Annotated in this window: 11 protein-coding genes; 10 read left to right on the top strand and 1 reads right to left on the bottom strand. The window is 43.4% G+C overall.

Features of this window, described 5'->3' with window-relative positions:
- The first annotated feature begins 4 nt into the window (after positions 1-4).
- From murD to lpxC, 9 genes are all read left to right on the top strand, one after another.
- Complete coding sequence (gene murD, locus ACSLUK_RS12195) at positions 5-1366, top strand: UDP-N-acetylmuramoyl-L-alanine--D-glutamate ligase (protein ID WP_448548930.1); 1362 nt, start codon at positions 5-7, stop codon at positions 1364-1366.
- Entirely contained in the window at positions 1363-2562 is a 1200-nt protein-coding gene (gene ftsW / locus ACSLUK_RS12190; protein ID WP_448548929.1) for a cell division protein FtsW, read from the top strand. Before murD ends, ftsW begins: the two co-directional genes overlap by 4 nt.
- The gene (gene murG / locus ACSLUK_RS12185; RefSeq protein ID WP_448548928.1) at positions 2559-3647 is read left to right on the top strand and encodes an undecaprenyldiphospho-muramoylpentapeptide beta-N-acetylglucosaminyltransferase; all 1089 of its coding nucleotides are present in this window, start codon (positions 2559-2561) and stop codon (positions 3645-3647) included. Before ftsW ends, murG begins: the two co-directional genes overlap by 4 nt.
- Before the next feature lie 11 nt (positions 3648-3658).
- A complete protein-coding gene (murC, locus tag ACSLUK_RS12180; RefSeq protein WP_448548970.1) occupies positions 3659-5107 on the top strand; it encodes a UDP-N-acetylmuramate--L-alanine ligase in 1449 nt (482 codons plus the stop codon).
- Positions 5107-6036 (top strand): D-alanine--D-alanine ligase, encoded by a 930-nt coding sequence (locus tag ACSLUK_RS12175; protein WP_448548927.1) that lies wholly within the window; start codon positions 5107-5109, stop codon positions 6034-6036. The genes murC and ACSLUK_RS12175 overlap by 1 nt, the downstream gene beginning before the upstream one ends.
- Before the next feature lie 4 nt (positions 6037-6040).
- Positions 6041-6814, top strand: a complete 774-nt coding sequence (locus tag ACSLUK_RS12170) for a cell division protein FtsQ/DivIB (RefSeq protein ID WP_448548926.1) — start codon at positions 6041-6043, stop codon at positions 6812-6814.
- A 5-nt stretch (positions 6815-6819) separates the two neighbouring features.
- Positions 6820-8055 carry a cell division protein FtsA gene (gene ftsA, locus ACSLUK_RS12165; RefSeq protein ID WP_448548925.1) on the top strand — a complete coding sequence of 412 codons (1236 nt, stop codon included), beginning with the start codon at positions 6820-6822 and terminating at the stop codon, positions 8053-8055.
- Positions 8056-8129: 74 nt separating this feature from the next.
- Positions 8130-9293 (top strand): cell division protein FtsZ, encoded by a 1164-nt coding sequence (ftsZ, locus tag ACSLUK_RS12160; protein WP_448548924.1) that lies wholly within the window; start codon positions 8130-8132, stop codon positions 9291-9293.
- 112 nt (positions 9294-9405) lie between these two features.
- The gene (gene lpxC, locus ACSLUK_RS12155) at positions 9406-10323 is read left to right on the top strand and encodes a UDP-3-O-acyl-N-acetylglucosamine deacetylase (RefSeq protein ID WP_448548923.1); all 918 of its coding nucleotides are present in this window, start codon (positions 9406-9408) and stop codon (positions 10321-10323) included.
- A gap of 64 nt (positions 10324-10387) precedes the next feature.
- Here the strand turns inward: lpxC and ACSLUK_RS12150 are convergent, their stop codons facing one another.
- Entirely contained in the window at positions 10388-10858 is a 471-nt protein-coding gene (locus ACSLUK_RS12150) for a DUF721 domain-containing protein (protein ID WP_448548922.1), read from the bottom strand.
- An 86-nt stretch (positions 10859-10944) separates the two neighbouring features.
- On the opposite strand from ACSLUK_RS12150, the gene ACSLUK_RS12145 reads away from it, so the two are divergent.
- On the top strand, positions 10945-11796 hold the full coding sequence (locus tag ACSLUK_RS12145; protein WP_448548921.1) for a M23 family metallopeptidase: 852 nt from the start codon (positions 10945-10947) through the stop codon (positions 11794-11796).

The raw sequence follows: 11796 nt of genomic DNA, 5'->3' as shown, positions 1-11796 counted from the left end.
ATTGATGACTAAACAGCAGCAAGTAATTGCGCGTTTGAAACAACAGTCAGTATTAATTTTGGGGGCAGGGCTTTCGGGTCTGTCTTGCCTAGAATTTTTACATGCTCAAAAAGTGACCTGTGCACTGAATGATAGCCGTGAAAATGCGGTTGATCGTGAACAGTTCGCTAAGCAATATCCTGAGGTTAATCTTTCGCTAGGTGCTTGGAATAACGAGCTGATAGCAAATGCCGATGTGGTTATTATAAGTCCGGGCATTGATCCCAATGCACCTGAACTTGTTAATACATTGCAGCAACATGACAATGTGATTGGTGATATCGAGTTATTCTGTCAGATGGTGGATGCGCCCATCGTGGCTGTCACAGGCTCAAATGGTAAATCTACTGTAGTGTCTGCGTTAGCGCATGTAGGACAAACACTTGGCCATAATGTGGTATTAGGCGGAAATGTTGGTTTACCGATCTTATCGCAGATGGCAGACGATGTAGATTGCTATATTCTCGAGCTATCGAGTTTTCAACTTGAGACAGTCAAAAGCCTAAGAGCGCGTGCAGCATCTGTTTTGAATGTTTCAGACGATCACCTAGATAGACATCAAACTATCGAAAACTATGCAGCAGTAAAACAACGTATTTACCAAGGTTGTGAGTTGGCGGTTACTAACGCTGATGACCCGTTAACTAAGGTTAAGAGCGAACAAAAACAAGTGTCGTTCGGTGGAATCAACAGTGTTGCTGATTATGTAATTGCGCAAGATGAAAATGAATTTAAGCTAGTCGTTAACGGTGAACCTATTGCGTTATTGTCAGAGTTACCGCTGGCGGGCATTCATAACGGTTTGAATTATTTAGCTGTATTGGCGTTAGGCAACGCTTTGGGCTGGAAATCCTCAGATATGTTGCCGTACTTGAAAACGTTCAAAGGCTTGGCTCATCGTTGTCAGGTGGTAGACACAGACGATGGTGTGTTATGGATCAATGACTCCAAGGCCACAAATGTCGGGGCGACCGTCGCGGCCATAGAAGGCATTGGACCGACAATTGGTAAAGAAAATAGACTAATCGTTATTGCCGGTGGTGATGGCAAAGGAGCTGATTTTTCTCCGTTGAAATTGCTATTCCAACAATATGTATCCCAACTTATTGTACTGGGTAAAGACGCATCGCTAATTGCGCCTTTAGCTGCTTCAGCTATTCGAGTTGAAACATTGGAGCAAGCGGTTGATTTGGCAAAAGGAACTGTTAGTCCCGGTGATGTCGTCTTGCTGTCGCCTGCATGTGCAAGTATTGACATGTTCAAAAACTTTGCAGAACGTGGCGATAGGTTTGCTAGTGCTGCTTGTGCTTCGGAGAAACGAGTATGATGTTCTCGATTTCTCAGCCTTTTAAAGCAATTCAGTTACCAACATGGTTAACACAAAGTAGCCATAGCGTAGATACGTTTGATCGTTCATACGTTGTGCTTGCGATTCTTATGTACATGATTGGTCTGGTGATGGTGGCAAGTGCCTCAATTCCGGTAGCAGAACGCTTATTTGATAACCCGTTTCACTTTGTGATTCGCCACTGTATTTATATTGTGTTGAGCATCATCATTGCCGTTTTTGCAATGCAAATTCCGTTATCTCGTTGGCATCAGCATAGTGGCATTTTCTTATTGATGGCGGTTGGCTTGCTAGTAGTGGTGTTATTGATTGGTTCTACACGTAATGGTTCTACCCGTTGGATTGTGTTGGGTCCAATCACGGTTCAGGCAGCAGAGCCCGCTAAGTTGTTCTTTTTCTGTTATTTATCTGCTTATTTGGTTCGCCGACGTGATGAAGTAAAAGAAAACGTCAAAGGATTCATAAAACCGTTAGTCGTGTTGGCAGTTTTGGCTGGTTTACTATTACTCCAACCAGATCTAGGCACGGTCGTGGTGATGTTTGTTACGACGTTTGGCTTGCTATTTTTGGCAGGCGCTAAGCTTTGGCAATTCATAAGCATTGCATTGGTGGGTATTTCTGCATTGTCAGCACTTGCGTATTTTTCACCATATCGCTGGGCGCGTGTAACCGGATTCTTAGACCCGTGGAAAGACCCTTTTGGGAGTGGCTATCACTTAACTCAATCCTTAATGGCGTATGGAAGAGGTGAATTGTCTGGTCAAGGATTAGGAAACAGTATTCAAAAATTAGAATACCTACCCGAAGCACACAACGACTTTGTTATGGCGGTAGTTGGTGAAGAGTTTGGCTTTGTTGGCGTTGGCTTTATTTTACTTATTAGCTTGGTAGTCGTATTGAAGGCGATGAAATTAGGCCGGGCGGCGATTGCGAAAGAAAAGTTTTTTGAAGGGTTTTTCGCTTACTCCATCGGTATTTGGATGGCCTTTCAAACTGCGGTAAATATTGGTGCTACGGTTGGTATCGTCCCAACGAAAGGCCTAACTTTGCCGCTGATTAGTTATGGCGGTAGCTCTATGATTATCATGACCATTGCGATGGTCGTACTGATTCGAATTGATCACGAATTGAGGTTAAGTAGTATTCAAGCAACAAGTAAAGGAGGGCGAAAATGAGTGAAGTACGTCGTCCGACAATATTAGTTATGGCTGGTGGCACTGGTGGACACATATTTCCAGGGATCGCAGTAGCAGAGTCATTGGCGAAACAGGGGTGGAAAGTTCATTGGTTGGGAACTGCTAAGCGTATGGAGTCAACGCTCGTTCCAGAGTACGGCTACCCTATATCTACTATCAACATTGCAGGTTTACGTAATAAGAATTGGAAAGCCTGGGTGAAGCTGCCCTTTAAGATGATGCAATCTGTCTGGCAGTCAATAAAAGTGATTAGAGCCGTTCAACCTGATGTGGTTTTAGGTATGGGCGGATATGCGAGCGTGCCCGGTGGCTTTGCGGCATGGCTGTTAAGAAAGCCCCTAGTACTCCATGAACAAAACGCCGTGGCGGGTTTGAGCAATCGATTGCTCGCTCGAATAGCAACGGTTGTTTTAAGTGCTTTTCCAAAAGCATTTAGCGACACGGTAAAGCATCAAGTTGTTGGTAATCCTTTACGTGAAGGCATTGTTAATATTAACACTGATATTTCTCAAGAGCCGAGTCAGAGTAAAAAGGTGTTAGTTCTAGGTGGCAGCCTAGGCGCCAAAGTGTTGAATGACACGGTACCGCAGGCGATCAATCAGATTAAATTGCAGAATATAGACGTGTGGCATCAGACAGGAAAGGACAATCAGCAAACGGTACTCGCAAACTACCAAAGCTATGGATTACCCGAAGAAAAAGTGAAAGTCGCTGAGTTTATTGATGATATGAGCGCAGCCTATGAATGGGCTGACGTGGTGGTTTGTCGTGCTGGTGCGTTAACGGTATCGGAACTGGCGATGGCAGGCAAACCCGCTATTTTTGTGCCGTTACCACATGCTGTTGACGATCATCAAACTAAAAATGCTATGTATTTAGTTGAGCGCGGTGCTGCTAAGTTGATTAAGCAACAAGAATTTAATGGAACCAGTCTAGCACAGACTTTAAACAGCTTGTTTATCTCAGACAAGGTTGTGCAGTCAATGTCAAAAGCAGCGAAAGACGCTGCGCATGCAGAGGCAACAAATACCGTTGCCAACTTATGTAAAGGATTGGTTCGCTAATGAGTAAGTTAATGAGTAAGAAAGAAGAACATTTAGCGCCGATTAAAGTGCCAGAAATGCGCCGCGTAAAATCGATTCATTTTGTCGGTATTGGCGGGGCAGGCATGGGCGGAATTGCCGAAGTATTATTAAATGAAGGCTACGCTATTACTGGCTCAGATATTGGTGAAAATCAAGTGGTTAAACGCTTGAGAAAGTTTGGCGCCAAGGTGTCAATTGGACACGCTGCGGAAAATGTAGAAGGTGCGAGCGTTATCGTAGTATCTACCGCGATAGATACGTCAAACCCTGAATTATTGCGTGCTGCAGAACTGAGAATCCCTGTTGTTCGTCGCGCAGAAATGTTGGCAGAGCTCATGCGTTTTCGTCATGGCGTGGCGATAGCCGGTACCCATGGTAAAACTACAACGACTAGTCTTATTGCGAGTATCTTTGCTGAGGCGCAACTAGACCCAACGTTTGTCATTGGCGGTTTATTGAATAGTGCTGGCACCAATGCAAGGTTAGGTTCGAGTCGCTATTTAATTGCCGAAGCCGACGAAAGTGATGCATCTTTCCTTCACCTACAACCTATGGTTGCCGTTGTTACAAACATCGATGAAGACCATATGGAAACATACCAAGGTGACTTTGAAAAACTAAAAGATACGTATGTTGAGTTTCTACATAACCTACCTTTTTACGGTGTTGCTGTGGTATGTATTGATAACCCAGTGGTGCGAGAAATTATTCCACGTATAGGTCGTCAGGTTATTACTTATGGCTTTTCAGAGGATGCTGATGTAAGAGCGTCCAACTATGAGCAACATGGTGGCAAGAGTTATTTTACCGTAGAGCGTCAAGGCCGAGACTCAATGAAACTGAGTGTTAATCTGCCTGGACAACACAACGTGTTGAATGCTTTAGCTGGGATTGCGGTAGCAACAGATGAAGGTGTCGATGACAGTGCCGTTATGGAAGCGCTTCAGAGCTTTGCCGGCATTGGTCGTCGCTTCGAACAATTAGCAGATCTTACGACAGACAAAGGTGACATGGTACTCGTTGATGATTATGGACATCATCCGCGAGAAGTTCAGGCAACGATTAAGGCGATGCGTAATGGTTGGCCGGAAAAACGGTTGGTCATGGTTTTTCAACCTCATCGCTATTCACGTACCCGTGATTTATACGAAGATTTTGTTGAAGTGTTGTCTGAAGTAGATGTGCTTTATTTACTGGATGTTTATGCTGCGGGCGAACAAGTGATTACGGGGGCTGATAGTAAGAGTCTTGCTCGTAGTATTCGCCAGCGTGGGCAAATTGAACCGATTTATGTGGGTGATCACACTAAACTTTCCGCGTTGTTACATACACAGCTTCAAGACGGTGACATGGTAATTACTCAAGGCGCTGGAAACATTGGCGCTATTGCGCGCTCACTGGCAACAGATGCCTTACTCACGGCAAAGGAGGCGCGTTGATGGCTGTGACGCAAAAGACTATTGCCGTTTTGTACGGTGGCACCTCTGCCGAGCGAGAAGTGTCGTTGAGATCTGGTCAAGCTATTGCCAAAGGTTTGGAAGCTTCGGGTTATGCGGTCAAGCTAATCGATACTCAAGATTACTGCTTATCAGAGTTGGCAAATGAAGCTGTGGATCATGTTTTTATCGCGCTACATGGACGAGGTGGAGAAGATGGCTGTGTGCAAGGAGCATTAGAATATTTAGGCATTCCTTACACTGGGTCAAATGTACTGGGTTCGGCATTATCCATGGACAAAATAAGAAGCAAAAAAGTGTTTGCTGCCAGTGATATACCAACTGCACCTTTTGCTGTTTTTGAAGCAGGCAAATATGACGAGTCTGCGTTGCAATTGGTCATGAATCGTTTAGGCGGCAAAGCCATGGTAAAGCCTGCTAACGAAGGCTCAAGTATCGGTATGTCGATTGCTGATAGCGCTGAGGCATTAGCTGAAGCATTGAATAATGCATTTAAATACGACAATGAAGTGCTCGTTGAAGCGTGGATAAATGGGCCCGAATACACGGTAGCTATTCTAGGTGAACAAGCTTTGCCTGCTATTCATATGGAAACACCGCGGACTTTTTATGACTATGAAGCAAAGTATCAGTCAACAACGACGCAATACCATTGCCCTTGTGATCTACCACTAAGTGAAGAGCAGGAACTTAGAGACATTGCACTAAGAGCGTTTAAGGCTACTGGGGCGTCAGGTTGGGGACGCGTAGATGTGATGCGTGATGAAAACAATCATTGGCAGGTGTTGGAAGTTAATACAGTGCCAGGGATGACGGAAACTTCACTTGTGCCAAAAGCTGCGAAAGTGCACGGATTATCTTTCAGTGAACTGGTAAGTGAAATTGTTAAATTAAGCGTAAAGGGGGCGTAGTTAAGTGTCAACTGAGCAAAGGCATCCACAACGATTACAGCTTAATCAACTGCACTGGTCTTTTTGGCTCGGTGTGAGTTTTTTTATTGCTGTCATTATTGGCATGTGCAGTCTTGCTTGGTATCTCACAGAAACTATGTCTGCAGAAGAGTCGGTACCGGTAACGTCTATCGTTATCAGTGGCGAAATGAATTATACCGTACAGCGTGACATTGAAGCGGCAATTGAAACCATTAATCTGGGCAACTTCTTTACTGTCGATGTTAATACGGTTCAAGAGCAAGTTTCTGCTTTGCCTTGGGTATATTCAGTTTCGGTCAGAAAGAAATGGCCAAACGAACTAAAGATATATGTGGTGGATCAAATACCCGTTGCATTTTGGAATGGTGATTTCCTGATCAACCATTTAGGCGACGCCTTTCAGGCTGACAAAGCTAGGGTAACGCATGCATTACCTGCGTTGTATGGTCCTGAAGGAAGTGAAAACGTTGCATTGAAAAGCTATCGAGATTTCAACCGACTGCTTGATTACGCATCGCTTAGCATTGATGAATTGGTATTGTCTGAGCGTTATTCGTGGCAACTAATTTTGAACGATGGCGTGACATTGAATTTAGGAAGAGAGAAAGGCGGTGAACGTATTCAACGCTTTATCGATGTGTATCCGGAAATTAGAGCACAAAAAAAAGAAACAGAGCAAGTTGATTATGTTGACTTGCGTTATGACACGGGACTAGCCGTTGGCTGGAAACCTCAAGAAAGTAAAGAAAGAGCTTAGAATTGATGCCCAAAGCAACTGAAAGAAATTTAATTGTTGGATTAGATATAGGCACTTCAAAAATATCGGTAGCGGTAGGTGAAGTTACGCCAGATAACCAATTGTCCATCGTCGGTGTAGGTAATCAACCTGCTAGAGGAATGGATAAAGGTGGCGTCAATGATTTGAATTTGGTTATTCAATCAATTCAACGCGCTATTAGTGAAGCTGAACTGATGGCTGATTGTCATATCACTTCGGTTTATCTGGGTATTTCTGGTAAACACATAAGTTGCCAAAATGAAAATGGCATGGTGCCCATTAATGACAAAGAAGTGGTACAGGAAGATGTTGACAATGTGATTCATACCGCTCGTTCCGTACCAATTTCGGCTGAACGCAGAATGCTGCATGTTTTGCCACAGGAATACAGCATTGATTGCCAAGATGGTATCAAAAGTCCGATAGGCATGTCTGGTGTGCGAATGGAAGCCAAAGTACATATTGTGACTTGTGCCAATGACATGGCGAAAAACATCGTTAAATGTGTTGAACGTTGCGATCTGAAAGCTGACCAATTGATATTTTCTGCGTTGGCATCAAGTTATGCCGTACTGACAGACGATGAAAAAGAACTCGGCATCTGTGTCGTTGATATTGGCGCAGGCACGATGGATATCGCTGTATTTACCGGTGGCGCATTACGACATACCGCGGTTATTCCGGTTGCTGGTAATCAAGTGACGAGTGATATTGCGAAAATATTCAGAACGCCATTAAGCCACGCGGAAGACATTAAAGTGCAGTACGCCTGTGCATTACGCCAGATGGTGAGCATGGAAGAAAATATTGAAGTGCCGAGTGTTGGGGGGCGTCCAGCACGGTCAATGTCTCGTCATACACTTGCAGAGGTTGTCGAGCCACGTTATCACGAACTATTTGAACTTATTCAAGAAGAGATTCGCGAGTGTGGTCTAGAAGACCAGATAGCTGCTGGTTACGTATTGACTGGCGGTACGTCAAAAATGGAAGGGGTAGTTGAGTTTGCAGAAGAAGTTTTTCAAATGCCCGTCCGTGTAGCACAACCAAAAGATATTTGTGGGTTAAAAGAGTATGTAAATGACCCGACATACGCAACGGTCGTTGGCTTATTGCATTACGGTATGCAGGCTAACGAACAAGCAGTGAATGAAACTAAACCAAGTGAAGGTGTTGCCGGGATAGGTTCACGAGTATTAGCTTGGTTTAAAGGTGAATTTTAGGCTAGTGAATAGCCATGTTAATTTTGTAAAACAATGTTTTGGTGGAACAAAACAAGTAAATCGGAGAGAGAGATATGTTTGAACTAATGGAAGATCATAACGAAGAAGCGGTGATTAAAGTCATTGGCGTTGGTGGCGGTGGCGGTAACGCTGTTGAGCACATGGTAAGCCAGACGATAGAAGGCGTTGAGTTTATTACGGCGAACACAGATTCTCAAGCGTTGAGAAATTCGTCTGCTAACGTAACGTTACAGCTTGGTAGTGATGTGACAAAAGGCTTAGGTGCAGGTGCTAACCCAGAAATCGGCCGTCGCAGTGCAGAAGAAGACCGTGAAACGATTAAAGAAACGCTTCAGGGCGCTGATATGATCTTTATTGCTGCTGGTATGGGGGGTGGCACAGGTACTGGTGCTGCGCCAGTTGTTGCAGAAATTGCTAAAGAAATGGGCATTCTGACAGTTGCTGTGGTAACTAAACCATTCCCATTCGAAGGTAAAAAACGCATGAACTATGCCGAGCAGGGCATAGAGTTCTTGGCTAAAAATGTTGACTCGCTAATTACGATTCCAAATGAAAAACTACTTAAAGTACTAGGCCCAGGCACAAGTTTATTGGACGCATTTAAAGCGGCTAATAATGTTTTATTAGGTGCTGTACAAGGTATTGCGGAACTTATTACGCGTCCGGGACTCATAAACGTGGACTTTGCTGACGTTAGAACGGTAATGTCTGAAATGGGAACGGCTATGATGGGGTCTGGTATAGCATCTGGTGAAGACCGCGCTGAAGAGGCGGCAGAAGCAGCAATTTCTAGTCCACTACTGGAAGACGTTGATTTAGCGGGTGCACGCGGCATTCTTGTTAATATCACTGCTGGTATGGATATTAGTATTGATGAATTTGAAACTGTAGGTAATGCAGTTAAAGCATTCGCTTCTGAAAACGCTACAGTGGTTGTTGGTGCGGTAATCGACCCAGAAATGACAGACGAATTGCGTGTTACTGTAGTAGCAACAGGTATTGGGGCTGAAAGAAAGCCTGATATTACATTGGTAAATCCAGCGCCAGTGGTTGAACAGCAAGTTGTAGGTGGTGATTACATCCCTTCTCCGCAAAGCGAAGTAAGTGTGTCACCAGCGGCAATGCCTGAAGTGACGGCACAGCCACAAAAAGTGACGGCGAATGATTTGGATAATTATTTAGATATCCCAGCGTTCTTAAGAAAGCAAGCTGATTAATTGCTAAAACGCTAGAGGTTTTGATCTTACAGGGCATTTTTGCTATATTATGCGCCCGCTCGTTTGTGGCGGGGAAATCATATCGCAAGATAAATGCTCCAGAAGGCTATTTATGATTAAACAACGTACGATTAAAGAAAGTGTTTCAACTACAGGTGTGGGTCTACATAAAGGTGAAAAAGTTCATCTTACTCTCCGTCCTGCGCCTGCAAATACGGGGATTATTTTCCGTAGAGTTGACCTTGAACCAGTAGTTGATATTAAAGCAACGCCTGAGTCAGTGGGTGAAACAACTATGTGTACCTGTTTGGTGAATGAGCAAGGTGTGAAGATTTCCACCGTCGAACATCTGTTATCTGCGGTAGCAGGCTTAGGAATTGATAACCTAGTTATTGATGTTGATTCTCCTGAGATTCCAATTATGGATGGCAGCGCTTTACCGTTTGTTTATTTGATTCAATCGGTAGGTATTGAAACCTCTAACGTTGCGAAAAAGTTTATTCGTATCAAGAAAACGATTCGTGTTGAAGAAGGTGATAAGTGGGCTGAACTTAAGCCTTATGAAGGATTTCGTGTAAATTTTGCGATTGATTTTGAGCACCCTGTTATTTCTAATACGTGTCAAACCATGACAATTGACTTATCGTCGTGTTCTTTTATCAAAGAAATTAGCCGTGCAAGAACGTTTGGCTTTATGCGTGATATCGAGTTCTTACGTTCTCATAACTTGGCCTTAGGTGGTAGCTTGGAAAATGCCATTGTATTGGATGACTACCGCATGCTGAATAAGGATGAGTTACGTTATGATGATGAGTTCGTTAAGCATAAGATTCTAGATGCCATTGGTGATTTATACATGGGCGGCGTGAGTATTTTAGGTGAATTGAATGCCTATAAGTCGGGCCATGCGTTAAATAACATATTACTACGCGAAGTGTTCAAGCAAACTGATGCGTGGGAATGGGTCACTTACGAAGATACTGCAGACTCTCCGATCCAGTATCAAGAAATCGTTTCGAAAGTTATTTAATTCGCTGAAATTTTAGTGAAAGCAAAAACCAGTCAAACGACTGGTTTTTTTGTACCTTGATTTTTTAATCTTGTTTTTTGTCTGCAAGTGCGGCCAGCTTCAGTAGCATTGCCTTTAATTTGTCAGGCGCACGCTCGGCCACTTCTCGTAGGTTTTCAGCGGTTTGTTGAGAAATAAATTGTGTTTTGTCGGGCATCACTTGTTTAATGACTTCCCGTTTGTTTCTATAAGGGGAAACTTTGATCTCAATCGATGTTAATTCGCCTTTAGTTATTTTTTCGAGTTGACGCGCAATGTTATTTTTTTCGAATTGAAGACGTTGGCTCCAAGCACTAGATGTCACTTCGATAACGACGATGTGCTGTTTGACGTTTGCTACCCACCACACATCTTCTGGCAGGTCAGGGCATATTTGACGTACAATAGTAGATATTTTAGATAAAGAGTTGGTTTTTTTTGCTATTTGTGCCAAAGTGCCCTGCGTTGAATGCAGAAGCGTAGACATATCTGAAGGTTTTTCGGTGCGTCTTTTCATCTCTGGATCACAAATAAGTTTGATAACAAGTCAGTCATAGCATGAGTTTAACATTACTATACCGCGGAAAAAACGTTAGATTTTCAATGAAGCTAAGTAAACTTCGTTGGTTGTCCGCATTGGCAATATTTGCTGCGATATCGGGCATCATTGGCCATCTGCTCATAACGGATGACGCACAATATAAAGCAACAGAAATTGTTGCTGAATCGCCTACAGAACCGGTCATTATAGAAGCCAAAGAGCAACAAATTGTTGCATTAACGATCAAGCTCGCTGATCTGCAAAGCCAGATATTGAGGTTGAATGCGCTTGGCGATCGCCTAGCTGAAGAAGCGAATATTCCGCAAAAGGAATTCAATTTCGATGAGATGCCGCCCAGTGGGGGACCTACAGAGCACACGCAAGCAAGTAATCTAAGAAGCTTAAACGAATTAGTCAATGACATTACGCTTCTTGAACAAGATATTAATTTCGAAGAAAAACAGCTGAAATTACTTGAATCTATTACATTAGGTCACCATATAGAAAATTCGAGCTACTTATCGGGGCGCCCGATTACGAAAGGCTGGCTGTCTTCGTATTTCGGTATGCGAAAAGACCCGTTTCATGGTCGCCCAGCTATGCATAAAGGTGTTGATTTTGCGGGTAAAGAAGATGCACCGATTATTGCTACAGGTGCGGGCGTAGTAACTTGGTCGAGCGAACGTTATGGATATGGTCAATTAATTGAAATTGATCATGGCAAAGGGCTAAAGACTCGATACGGTCATAACAAAAAGATTTTAGTAAAAGTTGGTGATGTTGTACGTAAAGGACAAATTATAGCAAAAATGGGCAGTACGGGGCGCTCTACAGGTCCTCATGTTCATTATGAAATTTTACGTAACAATGTTCACATTAATCCGATAAAATACGTTTATCGAAAAGCCAAGTAA

It is taken from the genome of Thalassotalea fusca (assembly GCF_053485835.1).
Note: the sequence above shows the minus strand (reverse complement) of the source record. Positions and strands in the feature narration are given on the sequence as shown.

Excerpts from the sequence above, each read along its gene's own strand:
- lpxC (WP_448548923.1), top strand. The coding sequence starts at position 9,406 with ATGATTAAACAACGTACGATTAAAGAAAGTGTTTCAACTACAGGTGTG.
- ftsW (WP_448548929.1), top strand. The coding sequence starts at position 1,363 with ATGATGTTCTCGATTTCTCAGCCTTTTAAAGCAATTCAGTTACCAACA.
- ftsZ (WP_448548924.1), top strand. The coding sequence starts at position 8,130 with ATGTTTGAACTAATGGAAGATCATAACGAAGAAGCGGTGATTAAAGTC.
- murD (WP_448548930.1), top strand. The coding sequence starts at position 5 with ATGACTAAACAGCAGCAAGTAATTGCGCGTTTGAAACAACAGTCAGTA.
- ftsA (WP_448548925.1), top strand. The coding sequence starts at position 6,820 with ATGCCCAAAGCAACTGAAAGAAATTTAATTGTTGGATTAGATATAGGC.
- ACSLUK_RS12145 (WP_448548921.1), top strand. The coding sequence starts at position 10,945 with ATGAAGCTAAGTAAACTTCGTTGGTTGTCCGCATTGGCAATATTTGCT.
- ACSLUK_RS12175 (WP_448548927.1), top strand. The coding sequence starts at position 5,107 with ATGGCTGTGACGCAAAAGACTATTGCCGTTTTGTACGGTGGCACCTCT.
- murC (WP_448548970.1), top strand. The coding sequence starts at position 3,659 with ATGAGTAAGAAAGAAGAACATTTAGCGCCGATTAAAGTGCCAGAAATG.
- ACSLUK_RS12150 (WP_448548922.1), bottom strand. The coding sequence starts at position 10,858 with ATGAAAAGACGCACCGAAAAACCTTCAGATATGTCTACGCTTCTGCAT.
- murG (WP_448548928.1), top strand. The coding sequence starts at position 2,559 with ATGAGTGAAGTACGTCGTCCGACAATATTAGTTATGGCTGGTGGCACT.